The organism is Hoylesella nanceiensis DSM 19126 = JCM 15639 (assembly GCF_000379965.1).
Classification (GTDB): Bacteria; Bacteroidota; Bacteroidia; order Bacteroidales; family Bacteroidaceae; genus Prevotella; species Prevotella nanceiensis.
In genome coordinates this window covers 372,402-392,684 of record NZ_KB904328.1, presented here as the reverse complement: position 1 = coordinate 392,684, position 20,283 = coordinate 372,402, and the positions used below count along the sequence as shown (strand labels likewise).

Sequence of the window (20,283 nt, the reverse complement as noted above, 5' to 3'; positions counted from 1 at the left end):
GTTCTGTATTGAAATTAGCCAAGTTGACCGATGTCAATGAAGAGCAGCCATCGAACATGCCCGCCATCTCTGTAACTTGTGCAGTATTGAAATTGGACAAGTCGAGCGATGTTAATGACTTGCATCCTGAGAACATGTGGTTCATCTTTGTGACTTGTTCTGTATTGAAATTAGACAGGTTGAGCGATGTCAAGGAAGAGCATCCAGAGAACATGCCCTCCATCTCTGTAACTTGTGCAGTATTGAAATTGGACAAGTTGAGTGAGGTCAAGGAAGAGCAGCGACTGAACATGCCCCACATGTTTGTAACTTGTCCTGTATTGAAATTAGACAAGTCGAGTGATGTCAAGGAAGAGCAAGACCAGAACATTTCGTTCATCTTTGTAACTTGTTCTGTATTGAAATTAGCCAAGTTGAGCGATTTTAACGAAGAGCAACCCAAGAACATATCCTCCATGTTTGTAACTTGTCTTGTATTGAAATTAGACAAGTTGAGCGATGTCAAGGAAGAGCAAGACCAGAACATATATCTCATGTTTGTAACTTGTTCTGTATTGAAATTAGACAGGTTGAGCGATGTCAAGGAAGAGCATCCAGAGAACATGCCCTTCATCTCTGTAACTTGTGCTGTATTGAAATTAGATACATCGAGTGATGTCAAGGAAGAGCAGTTAGCGAACATGGCATTCATGTTTGTAACTTTTCCTGTATTGAAATTAGACACATCGAGTGATGTCAATAAAGAGCAACCAGAGAACATAGACCCCATTTCTTCTACTTGACTCGTATTGAAATTAGCCAAGTTGAGCGATGTTAATGAAGAGCAGCCATCGAACAACGAACGCATGTCTGTGACTTGCTCTGTATTGAAATTAGCCAAGTTGAGCGATGTCAATGACTTGCATCCTAAGAACATGGCATTCATGTTTGTAACTTTTCTTGTGTTGAAATTGGCCAAGTTGAGCGATGTCAAAGAAGAGCATCCAGAGAATATTTGGCTCATGTATGTAACTTGTCCTGTATTGAAGTTAGCCAAGTTGAGCGATGTTAATGAAGAGCAGCCATCGAACAACGAACGCATGTCTGTGACTTGCTCTGTGTTGAAATTAGCCAAGTTGAGCGATGTCAAGGAAGAGCAGCCATCGAACATCGAAGCCATGTCTGTGACTTGTCCAGTATTGAAATTAGATAAGTCGAGTGATGTCAAGGAAGAGCAATACCAGAACATGTTGCTCATGTTTTTAACTTTACTTGTGTTGAAATTAGCCAAGTTGAGCGATGTCAATGAAGAGCAGCCTTGGAACATCCTACTCATGTTTGTAACTTGTCCTGTATTGAAATTATTCAGGTTAATTTCTTTTAGTGAAGAACAGTCGTAGAACATGCCGCCCATGTTGGTTACGTCTTCCGTATTTAGATACTCGATACCGTCAATCCTGTTAAGACTATAGCATCCACTGAATAGTTCGGCTGTGCTTTTCGGACGATATGCTTTGAAAGAAGGCTCAAAAATAACCTTTTCAATGGATGCGGGTATAATGTACCGATTAAATATTGCACCGTAGTATCTCACCTTTTTTCTATCGTAACTACCTGCTTGTTCGTCATAGCGAAAGGTACATGTTTTCTCGTCTTCACTCAGTACAGCATAGGCCTTTTTTTCTTGTGCAAAGGTTTGAATAGGCATGAGTATTCCCACGAAACTGAACACCAGGGAAAGAAAGAATGATTTAAAGTGTTGTTCTTTCATAATTGATATATTATTTGTTTGCTTATAACTTGTGATTCTTATTTAATTGTAGTGTGTAAACGGTGTATTTTTTAGATAAGTCTTTTCATCTACAAATGTAGTGACTTTTTTGAATGAAAAAAAACAGTTGGATGTATTTCTAACAAGAAAAGAACTATATTTCAGATAATTCGTAGAGTCAACCAGCTTGTGCAATGCTTCAGCCCGTATTTGGCTTTTTAGAATAGAAATCTATAAGTTAATATATTTATCTATAAGCCAATATAGAGTACTTAATATTTCCGCGATTTTCTGTTTATCTCGGAAGACTGTCAGAAAAGAAAGTGTTGGGGTTACGTCGGATATTTTGTTGTATCGATCCATTACTTTTAAGAGAGTTGTTGGTTCATCACTCCAAATCTCGGATGAACCTTATTTCTCTTTATCTTGGTTGCGTTTGTTCACCCAACGATGTAGCTTTCTGCATGCGAAAATGGTTACTGCATATATTGCGTTAAAGACTTAATCCAATGCTTAAATAAGGATATATGACTGCTGAGCGATTGATGGTGTTGTTGTCTTCTCTTGCCGTTTCTTTGTAGTTGAGAGCCAATCCTGGGTTAAGACCTAAGCGAACCGACACTCCTTTGGCGGGTTGATAACGATAACCCATATCTAAAAAGAGGAAACTGCCTGTTAAGTTCTTCTTAAAAAGCTTTTCTTCTTTTCTAAGGGTGCATTGATAGCTTCCGAAACTTACGCCCAATCCGAGCTCTGCAAAATGCTTATTCTTGCCAATGAGATAGTTGATGCCAACAGGAAGGGTAACACCTCGTGTTTTTAAGGGGTCACATTCCATAAAATCTTGATTGTCGGTGCTGGTAAAAGCCAATCCTGCTCTAAATCCCCAGTGGCTATTTTTACCGAAACGGCTATCATAATGCACGCCAACGGTGGTGGAAGCACCAAGTAGTTCTACATAAACTTGTTGTTTTGTTTGGGCTTGTAGATTGCAAAATGCAAGTAGTGAGAAGAGGAGTAGTAAGATGTTTCTTTTCTTAGTTAACTGGTTCATTATTTAATTTTATTGATTTACAGGGTTTATCGCAACAAAGATAGCTAAATATTCTTGATTGCACAAGGGCTAATCGATCTCTGCTAACGGGGAAGAGCACTAAAAAGTTAGAGCAATAGGTATGATAAACCGCTCCTCATCGTATGGGGTTTGTTTTATTATTGTAGAGGACGATACAGCTTTTGCATTTCTTCCAGTTCTTGAGTTGTCATCTTTCTGTATTTAGAAACGCCATAGGTTTCTGTTAGTTTGCCCGTTCCGTCGTTCTTATAGCCCAAGAATTGAATGATAGAGAGGTTTGTTCCGTCGCATTCCAATATGCGGTCGTTAGGCGCTTTGCTGTTAATTAGCTGAATAGTGTTGGTTGCTTCGTCGTAGATATAGCCCCTTGTGGCCTTAACATACTCGTTAAGAGCGTCTGAATGAGTGAAGCTTGTGACGTCGCCCTCAGAGAAATAGAAGTCGATAGGACTGATTCCGATGAGCCCATTGTAGTAGCTTTTTTGCGCAATGGTGCCATTTGCGTTCATTTCTTGTGTGAATTCGTGCTTCCAACCCTTACCAACAATCTGTCTTTTAAAGGTCTCTTTGGTGATGGTTGGTATCTTTTGTAGGTCGATCCAACCGCCAAAATAGCAGGTAGTAGGCTCGTTTTTGTCGTCATTAGCAAAATTGTCGCAACCCACTAAGGTTGTTGTTGCCAATAGAAAGGCGCAGAATAGAATACTAATATTTTTCATTATCTTTTGTGTTTTGATTGGTTACAAATATAAGAAAAGATGTGCAAAGAGCAAAGAAAGCACCCCTTTTTGTTGTTATTGCTTTGCTTATTGCCCCAATCCCCTTGTTTTGAGTAGGGGAGTGAGGTGAAATTTATTCGCAGTTTATGATAACTCCGCCCCCCGTCGTACGGGCTCCACACGGTGGAGGGCGTTTTTTTATCCCTTATTGTATAAGTTTTTTATTGAGACTTATTGAGAATTTCGCCCCCCCCATCGTATGGGGTTAGGAGCATTTTGTTTGATAATGTATAGAGTGCCTATCACATCTCCTGATGCAGAAGCTACTCATTGGGGCTACTGGGAGAAGAAAATCACGCTCCCCATTGAACACCCTTTGGGGAATAAGCACCATCCAGATGGAACTGCAAGTGCTCTCTTGAATCTACAGACGATCCAGCATCACCAGATGAAATGTTACAAAGGATTAGAAAAAATAATAGATCTTCAAACCCTCTCCCTTCGGAACTACAATCCGACGCGGTATCTGAAGATCCATTATCTTATATTGCAAATATAGCACTTAATTAAATTCAATCCAAATAAAATGTAATAAAAATGTCTCTTGCCAGCAAAGAAATCGCTCAAAGCATCGATATCCCCAAGAGGTAGAAAATCAAAAAGATAAGAGAAATAATAAAGTAAAATTCAATAAATGAAAGAATTTTTAATAATAAAGCATGAAATTTCAGAGTAAATAACTACATTTGTAGTTGTGTACTTTTGCTTGACAACGTACAATCAACAGTCTGTTAGCCTTTCCAATTACTGCGTCAGAGATTGCAGAGCAGCTAGATGTTCCTAAAAGTGCAATAAATTCAATTTTGTATAGTATGGATGGAATAAAGGCTTATCATGATGATGAGAAAAGGCCAAACTGGTATTTGAAAAATTAAGCACTATGAACGAAGGCGAATTGCTCTATCGAGAAATGAATGAGGAAGACCCTTGGTATATGGGTGACCATGACGAGGAAGATGAAGACAACAAGGATTATAGCGGTGAAGAGGAAGAAACTCCTCGCCGAAATGCCTTTGTGCTCTTTTGGAATCCTACGAACAGCAACTACACCATAGAGGATTACTACAAGGATCGTGAGCAGTATGGTCAGAGATTCAGAATGAGTTGGAGCATCACCTACCCCGACGATGTGCAGGAGGGTGACAAATACTACATGGTGAGGTTGGGTGACGGACGCACTGGTATTGTATGGCATGGCACGTTTTATGGTAAGCCATTCAAAGACAAGGATTGGAAAGATAAGAGACGCAAACTTTGGTTTATGCCTATTAATGTAGAAGATGCCGTGAAGCCTGACGCTCGTTCACTAGTAACCCTTGAGGAGATGAAACGTGAGGCTCCCGATGCAGACTGGGAACACATGGAATGTGAACAGCAAATCACACCAGAACTGGCCGATAGATTTGATGAGTTGATACGCATGAATCGTTATAAGGAATCACATTCTTATCGAGGTTACTCAACTAAGGCTGCATACGAGGAGAGTGAAAGAAAACAATTGCGTAGTGATGTGGGGTGTTGCTTATTCTATGTTGTTATTGCAATTGGGGCTCTTGTCCTACTCATGAGTGTTTTTTAAATGAAGAGAAATAATCATAATTTGAAAAATCTCAAACACTAATGTTATGGTGTCTATGGCGGAGTTTTTGATTTTGCAATAGAATAAAATTAGAAGAGAAAATCCTTATATCCTTTTTTGAAGGGTATTTCACAAAAAGACATAAACAAGATAATCAATGAATACAATAGAACTTAATAATAGCCAAAAGCAGACTTTGCGAGGCCTTATAGACCAATACAAAACACTGTACGCAAAGAAACCATTTAATGGTCAAGGTGAACAATACAAATGGGAGTTACTTGACGAAACCGAGAGCAAATCATTGCTTGATGTGATAGAAATATTGTCAAAACGAAATATAAACTTGCTAGACACTGGGCGTGTCATTCCTGTGTTTAAATACCTCAAGGAACAGCATACAGAAGAGTTTGAGAATTGTCTGAAAGCACTTACCGATGAGAGTACCCCACTACTTGATCGCCTTTCTGCGTACAAGAAGACAATGCGCAGTCTGTGTCCGACCAATAAGTTTGGTGTATGTGCTAATGATGAACGCACAGCGGCTACCATACTTACCTGTGTAAGCCCCAATACTTATACCTTCTATAAGGATGAGGTATATCGCTATCTCTGTGATAAACTGGATGTTGATACAAAGAATGCTGGCAGAAAATATGAACATTTTCTTGAATTGTTGAACGCAATTGATAAAGAATATGGCGATGAGATACAGCAAATAATGACACCAGAGACGAAGAAGTATCGCAATCGTCCCGTATTACTGGCTGTCCAGACCGTATTGTGGGTGATGAAAAAATACGAGGATGATGCGGGGTTGAGTGAAAATACAGAGTCTGTTCCTGCTGCTGATTTGCCTGAAGCCTCGCAAAACTATTGGTGGTTGGTAGCTAATCCTAAAATTTGGAGCGCACAAGAACTAGCTGTTGGTGGTACTATAGATTACACACTCTATAGCGACTCAGGAAAGAAACGCAAGGTGTTTCAAAACTTCCTTGATGCGAGAAAAGGCGATCTCGTCGTGTTTTATGAATCTAGTCCAACTCTGCAGATAGTTGGCTTAGCTGTCGTAGAACGTGAAAGTGATGGCCAGACTATTATTTTCAAAAAGACAGAGGGGCTTGAATCTGGTATTGCTTTGTCGGAAATCAAAGCTGTTGATGAACTGCGTAATATGCAGTTTCTGAAGAATCCGCAGGGTTCATTCTATTCTCTCACTGTTGACGAATATAATTACATAGAAAACCTTATTAGAGAGAAGAATCCTGTGATGCCCGCAAAGGCCGTAATGAAATACACCAAGAAGGATTTTTTGAATGAGGTGTTCCTATCAGAAGATGATTATGACAATCTCCGTACTTTGCTTCTTGACAAACAGAACATTATTTTGCAAGGTTCGCCTGGTGTTGGTAAGACCTTCTCTGCAAAGAGACTCGCATACTCTATTCTTGGAGAGAAAGACGATAGCAAGGTGCAACTGGTACAGTTCCACCAGAACTACACCTATGAAGATTTTGTGATGGGATACAAGCCAAAGGAGGATGGAGGTTTCTACCTTCGCCCTGGTGTGTTCTACAACTTCTGTAAACGTGCCCAACAGCATCCTGATGGCAAGTATTTCTTCATTATTGACGAGATAAACCGTGGCAACTTGAGCAAAATTCTCGGCGAACTGATGATGCTGATAGAGAAAGACTATCGAGGCGAAACGCTGGTATTGCCATACAATCAGGAAGAGTTTTCTGTGCCAAAGAATCTCTACATCATCGGTATGATGAACACTGCCGACCGTTCTCTTGCAATGATGGACTATGCGCTACGCCGCCGCTTCTCATTCTTTGAGATGAAACCAGGTTTCTCCACAGATGGGTTCAAAGCATACCAACGCTCACTCGCCAATGAAGATTTCGACAAACTGGTAAGTGCTATCATTGATTTGAACAAAGTGATTGAGAATGATGATTCCTTAGGTTCTGGCTTTTGTATAGGACATAGCTACCTCTGCAACAAAGACAAGAAGGATGTAGAAGACAACGATTGGCTGAAGAGAGTGGTCAAGTTTGACATAGCTCCTATGCTTAGAGAGTATTGGTTTGATAACGACACGAAATTCAATAATGAGGTTCAGAAACTAACATCGATTGTGAAATGACCATTGACAAAGGCATATTCATCCGTAACATCTACTACATGCTGTCCTATGCCTTCCAAGAGCTTAGGAGAAACAACTATGCCGATATAGCTGGTGAGGACTTTAACAATGTGCATGATCTCTTTGCAGAGATTCTTGTTCATAGCGTGTCTTTCCAACTCAAGCAAGGACTGCATAAGGAGTACATAGAACGTCATGATGTGCTGAGTTCTATGCGTGGTAAGCTCGATATGCAAGCAACCATAAGGGAACGGTTATCACGTAGAATGACTCTAGGTTGTGAATACGATGAACTGTCGGTAGACAATCTCTATAACCAAATTGTGAAGTCTTCAATACAGTTGCTTGTGAAACAAAAGGATGTTAAGAAGGAACGAAAAGTGAAGTTGTGGAGACTTCTTGTCTTCTTTAATGATGTAAGCGAGGTCGACTTGCGCCAAGTGCAATGGAAGAATCTGCGCTTTGACCGTAACAGTTGTACCTACCAAACGTTGTGCTTTATATGTTTCTTCTTGGTTCATGATCTTTTGCTCACTACTGAAAGTGGAAACCATCACATGCCGCAGTTTTCTGATGCCCACATGTGTCGTCTGTATGAAAAATTTATCTTGGAATACTTCAAGCGCCATCACCCCGAGCTACACCCCTCTGCCAAGCAGATAGATTGGAACATAAAAGAGGAAGTTTCGTCCACAAGTATGCTGCCCATCATGCAGAGCGACATCTATCTCACGAATGGAGAAAAGGCGCTTATCATAGATGCTAAGTACTATCAAAGAAGTATGCAGACGAACTTTAACAAGACATCAATTCACAGCAACAATATCTATCAGATACAGTCGTATGTGTTTCACGAAGACCGACTGCATACAGGTAAGGTTGACGGAATGCTTTTGTATGCCAAGACCTCTGAGGAGATTGTTCCAGATGGAAAGATGGAATGGCCTGACGGCAACATCATTTCATTCAAAACTCTAGATTTGAATATGGATTTCAATGGAATCTGCGAACAGCTGGAGAGTATTGTGACAGAAACGTTCAAGTCTGACAATAGTATAATGTCGGCTATACTGACCGCCAATCTTAAAGTTGGAACTGCTGACGAATTCACTCTGGAACAGTAACTTGATTGTATGCTTCGAAGTATTAGTTGGAATTTACATAAAAAACATGCATGAAAAAAAAGAAATCAACTCCAAAGATATGGTCTGTAGATAAACTCTTAGGTGAAAACCTCGTTGTTCCCAGATATCAACGACCATACAAATGGAGTGCAAAAAATATCACAGAGCTAATTCTCGATACTCAAAAGAGTATTGAGGAAAGCAGGAAGTATGCGAATTTCAAGTATCGTGTAGGAACTGTTATCCTCCATAAGAATGATAAAGGAGAATATGAAATTGTTGATGGACAACAACGTATTTTCTCATTTCTATTGCTGAAGATGTATCTTTCGGAAGGCTTTTCTAGTACGTTGCTCAATACGAAATATTCCAATAAAGTAACACAGAAGAATCTACACGATAACTTTACAACCATCCGTGAATGGTTCTCATCGCTAGATGATAGTTCAAAGGCTGATTTCCACAAGGCGTTGGGCTATATATTGGAAGTTGTAGTGATTGTTGTAGACAGACTTGATGAAGCATTCCAATTATTCGATTCTCAAAACACTAGAGGACGAGCTTTGTATCCTCATGATCTTCTTAAAGCTTATCATCTAAGGGAAATCCGTGATAAGTATGAGATGCAACATGCCGTTATCAAATGGGAATCGAAAAAGCCAGGAGCGATTCGTGAATTATTCGACCTCTATCTATTCCCGTTATGGAATTGGGCTAAATCTAGGAAGTGTGGCAACTTTACCACAGCCGACATAGATGTTTATAAAGGAATTGAAGCGGGATCTGGTTACACCTATGCTCGAAGGGCTAATAAGGCGATGCCATATTTCCTTATCACAGAGCCATTCGTGTCGGGATGTGATTTCTTTGAGATGGTAGATCACTATATGCAGATGCTTCAAAACATAAAGGATGAAATTATAACAAACTCTGCTTTCCATGAGATTGAGATGATTCTGACTGGCGGTAAGGATGTAGATAGTGTAGAGAAGTTTGACAAGGTATCAAAATCTTCGTCAACAGGACTAAATTACGCACGAAACTTATTTTTCTGTGCATTACTTTGTTATTATGATCGTTTCCATAATTTTGATGTTGTGGCTGTTAAGAAACTATTCACTTGGGCAATGATGGTCAGAATAGATATGCTTCATCTTGGCTTCGATACTATCAATAGATATGCGATAGGGCAAGGTAATAATGATAAATACAGCAATGCCATGCCTGTGATATCAATGATTGCATATGCACGTCGACACACTGAGATCTCTAGTATGCGATTATCATTAAGGTCAGATGGTAAAGCAGCAAGCGATAAATGGAATGATTTGTACAACAAACTCCTTCAGCTAAATGGTTACAAATAATATGGTAGAAGAATTACGAATATTAGCAGATAGTACAATTTTTGACACAACTGATCACTATGTAATACCACGTTATCAACGTGCTTATGCTTGGGAAGACAAAGAAATTACTCAGTTGATTGACGATATCAACGGAATTGATTCCTCTGAGAATTATTATATTGGATCATTAGTTGTCGCTAGGGTTAAAGATAAGATGGAAACGTATGAGGTTGTTGATGGTCAGCAGCGCCTCACGACCTTATATTTACTTTTGCAGTATCTTGTATCAGAAGGAGCTTTGGAATGTGAAGTCGGTAAGACACTTACATTTGACTGTCGTGCAAACTCAAACTTCACTCTTCTTCATATACAGGATGTCTTGGATGGTGATATCTATTCAGATGATGAGGAGCGTATAGAACAGTCCATTTTGAATGGCATAAAAGTCATTAGGCAGAAGTTTAGTAGTGACGAAAAGATTAAAATGAAAGAATTCGTTAAGCGCCTTCAAAATGTTGTGCTTTATAGGATAGAAGTTCCTGAGAATACCGACTTGAACCGCTACTTTGAGATTATGAATACCCGTGGTGAGCAGTTGGAACAACATGATATTCTTAAGGCTAAGCTCATGGCCTATCTCGGTGAAAACAAAAGAGGGGAGCAAGAGTTCTTTTCACGCATATGGAATGCTTGCAGTGATATGACTGGTTATGTGCAGATGCATTTATCTCCTGCTGAGCGCCAGAATATATTTAAGGGAGACTGGAATACTTGGCCGTCAGATAAATGGAAGGATTATTCTAGTTGTTTTGGAGTAATCGAAGAAGCAGAAAACAGTGAGACACTACAAAATATAATATCGCCCAGCTTTAATATAGACGATGTTGATGGTTTGCTTGATGATGATACACATATACGTTTTGAAAGCATAATTGATTTCCCTTATTTCCTCCTTCATTCACTTCGTGTGTTTATTAAGCATTATAAAGTGTCGTTGAGTAAGCCTTTTGCAGAGCTACTTGATGATAAAAAGTTAATATCGGATTTTGATAATGTAATCAATAATGGTGCGATAGGTGGGCAAGCTATTAAACAGGACAAAAGAAGTTTGGCCAAGTTTGCTCGAAAGTTTATCATTCATCTATTGCGGACTCGCTATCTTTTCGATATGTACATTGTCAAGCGTGAGTATACTGGTGAAGATAAAGAAGGCGAGTGGAGCTTAAAAGAGTTACACACATCTGGTCAAAAATCCAATAAGAAACCTTATTATAAGAACACCACATTTCGTGTCGGTAGTGAATGGGAAAACACATCAAATGTGCGTTGCAAGGAAAATATGATGATGCAGTCAGCCTTGCGTGTGTCATATACCTCACCTAAGGTTATGCATTGGATAACAAACCTACTATGCTGGTTACATGACAATGATTCGGATACAATAAGTGCATCTCTGATTCAAACATCCGAAAAAGTTGCAAAAAAGGCTGTTAAAGAAAACTTCCTTGACAATGAAGATTTTAAGCTAGGTGTAAAAACTCCTCATGTTGTGTTCAACTTCTTGGATTATCTCCTTTGGAAGAAAAACAAGAACAAAGATGGGTATAAAGACTTTGTATTTGAGTTCCGCAACTCTGTTGAGCACTGGTATCCTCAGAATCCTTCTGATGGCTCTTTTGATTCCTGGGATGATAAAGATACATTTGGAAACCTGTGTATTATATCTCGAAGCGTAAATTCAAAGTTCTCGAATCTTTCCCCTGAATCTAAGATGAAATCTTATGGTAAGATGGTGAAAAAAGGAAGTTTGAAACTACGTCTTATGGGAGAAATCATAAGCAACTTATGCTCTAATGCTAATGAGGAATGGGTTGAACATTGTTGCCAACAACATGAAGATGAAATGATTGAGCTTCTTAAAGAAGCATGATGTATGTACTAGAATAATTCAAGTTTTGTCTAAATATGAAATATCAGACGCTTTTCAAAGAATATGTACAACTGCAAATGTTGTTATTTACTCTGATATTTCCTTGTTTTATTATTAAAAAAAATCTTTTGTTGATTGGATTTTCCTTTATTAGGTCTCGTATTTTCTTGATTTTCTCCCCTTGCCCTAAATATATGTCTCTATGTGTAAGATTATCCAACGATTCATAAAATATTTTCTCATTATAATATTTCACTCATCCATCGATAGCCTTTTCCTATTCAGAGGGACAGAAATAATGATTTAGCTTAATTGCATTTTTCATCGATCTGTGATATCGTTCTATCTTTCCTTGCGTCAACAAGCGTTTGCCGTGGATATGCCTGATATTATATTCCTTACAGAGATATTGTTTGAGAGAAGAAGCAATATAACATGGTCCATTGTTTGATAACAGACAAGGAGAATTCTTTTTTGTTGTCATAGTGCAAATATACTTTTTATTAATAATTATAACTAAAACCCCAAACTTAATTGGAGGTCAAGTTGTGTACTTTTGTTTGACAACGTACACTTCTCACAACAGCAAAGCATTTACTAATGGTGTTTTCTTTCCCCTTATCCTACAAAATGGCAGGGCGACGGGTAACTGGAAAATGACTTTGACACGCCGAAACATCGCCGTCAACACGTCTTACTTTGATAACGACACCCCAACAAATTTGTCTGCGGTTGAAGAAAAAGCCCGTTTGCAACTTATTTCGTTCCATAACTAACGGTAAAGATGCCGAAGTTATCGAGTTTCATGCCACATTTGGTTAAGCCATAAAAGGCGAAAAGACTGTCCAGTTCGCGTTGCGAACGGCGTCGCATAACCCAATCACGCTCTTGATGACTGTTTAATACGAAAGCAATCATTTTTAACTGAGGGTGCCAAGGCTGACCGGTATAGATCAAAAAGCCGCCGGTTTGCAGTGCGGATAAAGCACCAGAGATGGCCTTACAAACAAGCTCGTTATCGCCAAAAAGCTCAAATATACCGGAAATAATAACGATATTAGGTTCAAAATTCAGCTGTCGATATGTGTCTTTATTAAAACAATCAAGACGAGTAAACCGTATATTTTGAAGTCCTTGCTGTTGTATCTGTGCCTCGCCGAAAGCAATGTTTGCTTCCGAAAAGTCGTTTATAACCACTTCTATTTCAGGAAACTTGCGCTTGATGTCGAACAAATAATTACCCGTTCCACCGGCAATGTCGAGTATTTTCACGGGTTCATTGCGCTGTTTAAGCGTTTCAATACGTTCTTCTACGGTTGCAATGAGATGCTCTCGTCGTATTCTTACTCCTCTCCAACCAATGGCGTTAAGATAACCTTTGTCTATCCATCGCCCAATTGGTCCACATCCCTGCGCTTGGTTGCGATAAACATAATCCAGAGACATACCCGAATCAAAACCATATTTTAGTCCTACACGCATTCCTTTACTAAGAAATCCCAAGTGATGGAGCATCCATTTCTGTATCCGAAAGCCCCAACGTTCAATTCGGGGAAGCATATTCAGGGCCATTTTGTTATACTCGTCAACTGTAAATTTATCTGGCATACAGGTAGTTGGCGGTTGTTCGAGTGAGAAACAGTGGTTGATAAACTCAGCAATAGGGTTGTAAACCTGCTCACGTTGCGTTTCAAACAATAGCCCGTGATAAAACCCTTTAAGCTTGACAAACCGCTTTTGGGTGGAGCTGATGTTAACAAAAAACCGCTTTTGCATATCGTCTTTTACCACGTAATCTTTACCGGCAGAAAGTAACAGCGTCGGTATGGTAATGGCAGCAGCATCTTCTACGATACGTTTTCCTGCTTTCAGCAAATCCAAGAGATAGTGCGCATCAATTTCTCTAGTAATTAGCGGGTCGGTGTCGTACGCCTTTTGCTGTTCCACATCATGTGTTAACACCTTCGATTTTACATAACTGGGCACCGTTAGGTGTTTGAAAAGCCGCGCTGCCAACGCAATTCCCGTCTTTGCAAAAGGCACATACAACTTAATGGTAAACGCAGGAGCAAGAAGTGCCATACCTGCAATACGGGGCGCAAAGTCGTGACACCACGCCGAAACAATTACACCTGCAATGCTGTTAGCCACCACAAAGATGTCTCTCTCAACAATGCCATACTGCTCATAGAGGTATTTTACGAAAGCATCCAAGTCGCGAACATAGTCCATAAAATGGGGCGAAACGGATTGCGAAGTATGCCCCAGTCCACGCATATCAAAGCCAAAGATGTTGAAATGCACAAATTGCTCGTTCTCGGCAAAGGCTTGCAAACGGCCCGAATGTTCGTGCCCGCGATGCAATATCACAATGGTTTTCTGCGAAGGGTTGTAATTCCACACCCTATAAAAAATATCTGCATTGTCAAAACTCTTAAATGTTCCTGTTTCCATTTTTATCTTTGGTTAAATTTTTACTTATCATTAACTGCACCGTTTCACCTATTCGGCGACTCCGAAAACGGCCCATTGCACAATGAATATATAGCTTTCGAGGCACATCTTCGGCTTTCATCTTCTCTAAAACCGTATTTACAATACGTTCCTCACAGGCTTTGGGGATAGTGGCAATATCCAAAAGCGGAAAGCAATGGTAATCTGCCGATGTGCGAAAGTAGGCGTTTTCGGGTAATTCGGCTGAAAGGTCGAACACCGAAACCTCTCCCAACAGGGCGAATTTCCGAGCAGAACGGCATGAAAGCAAACCTCCAACGAAGATGTTGGGTGCAATTTCTACAGGTGCCTGAAGAGAAAACAGCCACAATAGGCGATACACTGCGATATAGGGAAAATAGAAAATATAACGCAAAAAACCAATGCAACCGTGGTCGTCTTTAAGAAAATGCCGATTAGAGAGATAATAAGCACGGCCCAATAAGAGTAAGACGAGTATGCCCCACAATAAAAAAATACTGCCTAGAACCGAATATTCGATGGCAAACAACAATGCCGTCAGCCCCACAGCAGCAACAAAAAAGTAAACCTTTGCTATTTGTTGGTTGCGCTTTTTACGGTAAGGAAACATCCATAACGTCAGAAAACCTGCCATCAAACCGGTAGTAATATCGATGAAATGGTGCTGATATACCAAAAGGGTAGACAGCATTAACAACACCAACCACATTCTCAGTAAGTTTCTGAACCTGCTATTTCTCACCCCACTCCAAAAGATACAGGCATAACCTATATGTAAAGACGGAGCCTGATTAAAAGGTGTATCGTACGTATTGATGAAAGAAAACAAAATATGGGCTGTTTCCGGACGTACAAAACTTTGTTTTAACGGAAAGATAATAAAACAAATTCCCGATAAAATGGTTATAAAAACGATGCGTTTACTTAATGTCGACAGTTGCCGAAAGGTATTGCAAAGGAAGAAAACCCATATAAAAAACACCACACTACTGCTATAAAAATAGATGGCAAAAGGTATAAACGGTATGGCTTTTTCAAACGAAAAGCAAAGCGAAGACACCTCTTTAAGCGATGCCGCATAGCTTGCAGCAAAAGTATAAACAGCATAGAATACACCCCAACAAATAACAAGGGCGATATATTTGCTTGCTTGCAAGCATTTTTTATCTATACCGCAACGCTGCATCAAACCGTTTGGCAAGGGCTGTTTACTCGCCCATATCGTTTTGTCGTTTATTTGGGAATGCTCCATAATGTCTTTCGGTGCATAAAAGCCGATAACAAACAAGTGGGTAAAAGCGAAAGAAAAGCGATGGAAAGGCGCATTTTTGGCGGAAAAACCACCTGTTCTTTGCGCTGCGCTATGGCCTTTGTCATTGTTTCAACAGCTCGATTTAAGGGCATGCAGAACGGACATTTGGAAAGATTGTTACGGTATATCTCTCTCAATCGTGGCGTGTCTATGTAGCCCGGAACAAGTGTTGTAACCGTTATTTGATAGTCGGCCAAACTTCGGCGATAAGCATCGGTTATCTGTATCAATGCTCGTTTGCACTTGGCATATACGCTTGCGCACGGATAATGCAGCAATCCTGCCACCGAAGCAATCACTACCAAATGTCCGCCGGATGCTTTCATCGTTTCTCGTGCCACTTCCATCGCATTCAATGCACCCGCAATATTAACCTTCAACATTTGTGAAGTCTGCTCAAAATCCACTTCTTCAGTAACACCGTTACGGTAATATCCGGCAGCAACAATCATCATGTCCAAACCCTTATCGGCACAAAACACTTCTACGGCAGCGGTTAATGCGTCCTTATCACACACATCCAGCTGGTATGCAAGCAACAGTTTGTTAATCTCATCACTCCTGTCTATTCGTGTCGTATTTCGTCCGCACACCCCTACCCGATGACCTTCGGCAACATAAAAACGCGCCAAAGCCAAGCCGATACCCGATGTTCCGCCCGTAATAAAGATGTTCATACCTGTTTGTTTTTAAAATGTTGGGCAACCCTATCGTATCCGTATTGCCATTGAAAGTTCATATCTTCTACAAACTGGGCATAGGTTTTGGGCAGTTTCAGTTCTACCTGGAGCTTCAGAAGATTGATGTTTTTCTCGATGTAATGGCCCGAAAGTGCTTGGTTCATGTCGGTCGTGTCTACCCAATAGTTCACCGAATGCGTCATCACTTCTTGCAATCGGCGGTTTCCACTATATCCAAATACGGCTCTAATAAGTGCCTCGTCGATGGTGCCAAAACCTTTTTTCTTCTCAAAGAAAATTGTTTCGCCAAGTTGTTCAGCCAGTTCTATGGGCATCAAATCAATAATTCCGCCCGCAAAATAGGCACCGTTGTAATGTACGGGCTGAACGTAGAACATATCCGAAACAGATATTCGGGTGGCAATGGGTAAGGGAACATCTTGAAACAGCTCAACTTGCGAGTCGATGGCACTACCCTCATAGCTTTTAAAATTGCAGTTAACAGCCGGCAAATCGATGTTCATAGCTGTCTCGGCATCGGTAAAAAGCACCTTCCGATAAAGTTTTCTTCCGTTTCTTTCTTTACCGATGTCAGCCCTGTCAAACAACAAACGGGCACCTACTACGATGGTGGGAAGGGTTGGCCGAACAGCCAACGAGGGCAAAAGCGGGCGTATGTCGGTGGGCATGTCTACGATAAATTTATCGAAAATATTTTCGATATAAGGAGCATAGAATGTGTTTCGCACCTTGCGCTGGCAATAGACACCTATCTTATACAGCATTTTGAAACGTGTCATTCGGGTGTTTTGCACAAAGCGATACAGCTCTTCCGACTGTATAAAGGCCTTTCGCTGCTCGTCGGTAGCAAACGAGTTGATGATGTTGGCAGCGATACTGCCACCGCAAGTGGCAATCAGCAGGTCGGGCTTTACATCATAATGTTGCATCGCCGCATACATGCCGAGATACAAAGCATAACGTGTACCACCGCCAGAAAAAACCGCAACCGTTGGATAAGGTTTCTTTTTCATACTCCACTGCTTATCTATATCGTCGGTTTACTCAGGCGTTTGTGAACTCCTGGTTACTTTTAACGTCTTCTTTATCCTAATCCACGTGCTGACTACAAGCAACAAATCGATAACCCCAAAGATGTAAACGGAACATCCTGAAAGGTTTATACCAAACAAACAGACCACCCCGTAGAGGCCGAGAACGAAAGCACGGTCGCTCTTTCCCATCGGACCATCATACCGTCGTTCTGCCGACAGCACCTTGCCCATCACTCCTGCGTATTCATTAATAATGCTGAGGGCAATGAAAGCCACAATAAAATAAAGACTTTCGGGATGATACTTCAACAGCGGAAAATAAATAATGGTGTCCGAAACGACATCACCCACTTCGTTTAACAGCTCTCCCTTTCGGGTGATTTGATTGTAACGGCGAGCCATCATTCCGTCTAAGGCATTCAGGGCCATACGTATCAGCAGTCCCACAGGCAGGCAGAGGTAGAGCCACGTACCCACATCGCCCGCAAACCAAAACAAAATGCCGATGACAAGTGAGAGGATACAAGCCCACCAGGTGATTTGGTTGGCAGTAACTTTTGCACGATGCAACAACTCTAAAATAGGTGTTAAGACCCGTTGAAACTGCGGTTTGATGGAATAAACAGATATCATAAGTACTTTGTTTTACATGAACATAAGTTTATTGTACGTTGTCAAATAAAAGTGCACAACTACAAATGTAGTTATTTATGCTGTAATATCATTCTTTTATTTTCTGAAATTCTTTTGTTGATTGAATTTTTCTTTATTAGGTCTCGTATTTTCTTGATTTTCTCCCATTGCCCTAAATATATGTCTATAGGTGTAAGATTATCCAACGATTCATGAAATATTTTCTCATTATAATATTTCACCCATCCATCGATAGCCTTTTATATTCCTTACAGAGACACTGTTTGAGAGAAGAAGCAATATAGCATGGTTCATTGTTTGATGACAGACAAGGAGAATTATTTTTTGTTGTCATAGTACAAATATACTTTTTATTAATAATTATAACTAAAACCCCAAACTTAATTGGAGGTCAAGTTGTGCACTTTTGTTTGACAACGTACAGTCAGCACTGTCGATTTGCCTTTTCAGAGCCTCTTCCCGCTTGTTCTGGATAGTGCGACTGATTCGCTCAAAGTAATTCTGTCGCCTGTGTTTCTTCATGTCGTTCTAACTTTTTCTGCAAAGTTAGCGACATGGTGTGAATTTTCAAGGCAGAGGTTGCAGGGAAAAAGCAAAAATCTTACTTGTATATGCGCTTCAGGTCATCAGCAGTGAACAGTTTGAACCGTGCCTGCCAGTAGGCACTCTTCTCACTGGTAAACTCCTGGCGGTCAATCTCCGACTCCCGCTGCGGATGCAGGATGGCGTTGTTGCCGTCGCCCATGTGTTCAGCCCACGCAAGTTCGGCATAGGGCGAGTCTTGCTGCTGCCCGATATGGTGAAGCTCATACGGGTCGCCGTTCTTGTCGCGTGGCGGATAACCTTCGCCAATCAAGTCAGCATTGTTATAGTCTTGCCAACTATCCCAATCGGCCAGCCGTACCTTCAGCCACTTGTGGCGGCAACTGAAGTCGCTCCAGTCAATATCTCTACGGATAAGTGCAGAGCGGCCACCCACGCGAGCCTCCTTCAGTCCGGCACGTATATAAATCTTCGCCTCTTCCATACTGCGGATATAGCGGAGGATTTCATCGCTCCAACCCGTGTCGGAGCGGATGTAACTGATTTCTTGTTGTGTCAACATAGTTTATAAATGATAATCTCTACCCGAACAGGAATGGGTTCGGGTAGGGATGGTATGCCTAATTTTTGCTTAATGCAATGGATTCGAGTTCTTTAGCTCTTTCGGCTGATATTCCTAACGATTTTGCAAGTCGGGATAGTAAGCGTTGTTCTTTATCAGACATTTCGCCATCGTCATAGCAAGTAAGGTATTCTGTAATATACTCATTTTCTTCTTCACTCAAACTTGGTTGTGAACACAGTTTCTCAAGTTCGATAATTCCTTGTTTACTGATGCCCAATGATTTTGCCAAGCGTGACAACAAACGTTGCTCTTTGTCTGAAATACCACCATCTTCCATACAAGACTTGTATTCGTCAATATACTCTTGCTCATTGGCGGATATACTGGTGCCTGACACGTTTAAGGCGTTTCCCAATCGTTTTTCTTGTAATGCCAAATCTTTCAGCACTTCTTCATCCTCAGTCAACTCTGTAGACCTACGAATATCTTCCTCTACTTCTTTTTTTTCTTTGCTCTGTTAAGCCCGATTCTGTGGAGAAATACCAGTCAAGAGCCAACTTTTCCTTGTTCCTCTAGAATAAACAGTCATCATAAAGGGTTCTTACTTCTTCGCTCATACCGATGAATGTGAGATATGCCCGCTTATACTGACCCTGTTCTTGGTAACTACGCATTAATTTATCGAATTCTTCCTCTTTTCGAATGAGGACAATCAATTCCTCATTCCTATTAAGGTCATTGTCCAATTCATCGCAAGTTGATAATTGTTCATCATTTTCGGCACAATTTCTGGCTGCATTTATGTATTTCTTTGTTTGGTCAAGTTTCTTGTTTATTTGTTTTTCAATGTCCTTCCAATTATCACTTGTTGCTAAGTGCCAGTATCATTGAGTATATATGTCTGTCAATATTTTGAAGTAATAATAATCCGGATCTTCTTCACCGTCTCGGTAAAAGTTCTTTAGTTGTGATTCAGCACCAGAATAATTGCCTTTTTCTATGGACTTATACACTTTTTCGGTTAGCTTATTCCATGATTCTTGATAAGCTTCTTTGATAAGCTTCGTAGCTTTCACTCTCATCACAAGCGTCATCATTCTGAACCTTCATATTGGATGATACAAATGAGCCGATGGCATTTCCTACTTTGCTCGCATCGTTTATAACTCCATCGATACCACGAGCTTCAACATATTTCATACCAACGTTGAGCAGTATTTTCCCGATATTCCCATATTATTTGATTCTTGTTAGTTTATAT

At 40.4% G+C, this 20,283-nt stretch carries 16 protein-coding genes and 1 pseudogene; 6 read left to right on the top strand and 11 right to left on the bottom strand.

The window, feature by feature from the left end; translation table 11 throughout:
• Positions 1-16 precede the first annotated feature (16 nt).
• The 3 genes and pseudogenes from A3GM_RS11875 to A3GM_RS0104670 all read right to left on the bottom strand — a co-directional run.
• Positions 17-1,687, bottom strand: a pseudogene (locus A3GM_RS11875) (BspA family leucine-rich repeat surface protein); the annotation flags it as partial.
• A 556-nt stretch (positions 1,688-2,243) separates the two neighbouring features.
• On the bottom strand, positions 2,244-2,804 hold the full coding sequence (locus A3GM_RS0104675; protein WP_018362235.1) for an acyloxyacyl hydrolase: 561 nt from the start codon (positions 2,802-2,804) through the stop codon (positions 2,244-2,246).
• A gap of 158 nt (positions 2,805-2,962) precedes the next feature.
• On the bottom strand, positions 2,963-3,544 hold the full coding sequence (locus A3GM_RS0104670) for a hypothetical protein (protein WP_018362234.1): 582 nt from the start codon (positions 3,542-3,544) through the stop codon (positions 2,963-2,965).
• A gap of 940 nt (positions 3,545-4,484) precedes the next feature.
• On the opposite strand from A3GM_RS0104670, the gene A3GM_RS0104665 reads away from it, so the two are divergent.
• From A3GM_RS0104665 to A3GM_RS11370, 6 genes are all read left to right on the top strand, one after another.
• Entirely contained in the window at positions 4,485-5,183 is a 699-nt protein-coding gene (locus tag A3GM_RS0104665) for a hypothetical protein (RefSeq protein WP_018362232.1), read from the top strand.
• Positions 5,184-5,340: 157 nt separating this feature from the next.
• Positions 5,341-7,335 carry an AAA family ATPase gene (locus A3GM_RS10995; RefSeq protein ID WP_018362231.1) on the top strand — a complete coding sequence of 665 codons (1,995 nt, stop codon included), beginning with the start codon at positions 5,341-5,343 and terminating at the stop codon, positions 7,333-7,335.
• Positions 7,332-8,459, top strand: coding sequence for a 5-methylcytosine-specific restriction endonuclease system specificity protein McrC (mcrC, locus tag A3GM_RS0104655; RefSeq protein WP_018362230.1), 1,128 nt, complete (start codon positions 7,332-7,334; stop codon positions 8,457-8,459). Before A3GM_RS10995 ends, mcrC begins: the two co-directional genes overlap by 4 nt.
• Before the next feature lie 50 nt (positions 8,460-8,509).
• Complete coding sequence (locus A3GM_RS0104650) at positions 8,510-9,826, top strand: DUF262 domain-containing protein (RefSeq protein WP_018362229.1); 1,317 nt, start codon at positions 8,510-8,512, stop codon at positions 9,824-9,826.
• A gap of 1 nt (position 9,827) precedes the next feature.
• Positions 9,828-11,738, top strand: coding sequence for a DUF262 domain-containing protein (locus tag A3GM_RS0104645; protein ID WP_026216125.1), 1,911 nt, complete (start codon positions 9,828-9,830; stop codon positions 11,736-11,738).
• Between the two features lie 560 nt (positions 11,739-12,298).
• Positions 12,299-12,514: a hypothetical protein gene (locus A3GM_RS11370; RefSeq protein WP_238299243.1), complete on the top strand. Its 216-nt coding sequence runs from the start codon at positions 12,299-12,301 to the stop codon at positions 12,512-12,514.
• On the opposite strand, the gene A3GM_RS0104640 is transcribed toward A3GM_RS11370, so the two are convergent.
• The 8 genes from A3GM_RS0104640 to A3GM_RS11510 all read right to left on the bottom strand — a co-directional run bounded on the left by A3GM_RS0104640 (position 12,495) and on the right by A3GM_RS11510 (position 20,222).
• On the bottom strand, positions 12,495-14,192 hold the full coding sequence (locus tag A3GM_RS0104640; RefSeq protein WP_018362227.1) for a bifunctional alpha/beta hydrolase/class I SAM-dependent methyltransferase: 1,698 nt from the start codon (positions 14,190-14,192) through the stop codon (positions 12,495-12,497). The genes A3GM_RS11370 and A3GM_RS0104640 overlap by 20 nt on opposite strands.
• On the bottom strand, positions 14,173-15,465 hold the full coding sequence (locus A3GM_RS0104635; RefSeq protein ID WP_018362226.1) for a phosphatase: 1,293 nt from the start codon (positions 15,463-15,465) through the stop codon (positions 14,173-14,175). Before A3GM_RS0104635 ends, A3GM_RS0104640 begins: the two co-directional genes overlap by 20 nt.
• The gene (locus tag A3GM_RS0104630; protein WP_018362225.1) at positions 15,447-16,202 is read right to left on the bottom strand and encodes an SDR family NAD(P)-dependent oxidoreductase; all 756 of its coding nucleotides are present in this window, start codon (positions 16,200-16,202) and stop codon (positions 15,447-15,449) included. Before A3GM_RS0104630 ends, A3GM_RS0104635 begins: the two co-directional genes overlap by 19 nt.
• A complete protein-coding gene (locus A3GM_RS0104625) occupies positions 16,199-17,239 on the bottom strand; it encodes a patatin-like phospholipase family protein (RefSeq protein WP_018362224.1) in 1,041 nt (346 codons plus the stop codon). Before A3GM_RS0104625 ends, A3GM_RS0104630 begins: the two co-directional genes overlap by 4 nt.
• A gap of 27 nt (positions 17,240-17,266) precedes the next feature.
• Positions 17,267-17,893, bottom strand: coding sequence for a CDP-alcohol phosphatidyltransferase family protein (locus A3GM_RS0104620; protein WP_018362223.1), 627 nt, complete (start codon positions 17,891-17,893; stop codon positions 17,267-17,269).
• Between the two features lie 622 nt (positions 17,894-18,515).
• Positions 18,516-19,019, bottom strand: a complete 504-nt coding sequence (locus A3GM_RS10990; protein ID WP_018362222.1) for an HNH/ENDO VII family nuclease — start codon at positions 19,017-19,019, stop codon at positions 18,516-18,518.
• Positions 19,020-19,077: 58 nt separating this feature from the next.
• The gene (locus tag A3GM_RS0104610; RefSeq protein WP_154648090.1) at positions 19,078-19,458 is read right to left on the bottom strand and encodes a hypothetical protein; all 381 of its coding nucleotides are present in this window, start codon (positions 19,456-19,458) and stop codon (positions 19,078-19,080) included.
• Positions 19,459-20,048: 590 nt separating this feature from the next.
• On the bottom strand, positions 20,049-20,222 hold the full coding sequence (locus A3GM_RS11510; protein ID WP_018362220.1) for a hypothetical protein: 174 nt from the start codon (positions 20,220-20,222) through the stop codon (positions 20,049-20,051).
• Positions 20,223-20,283 lie beyond the last annotated feature (61 nt).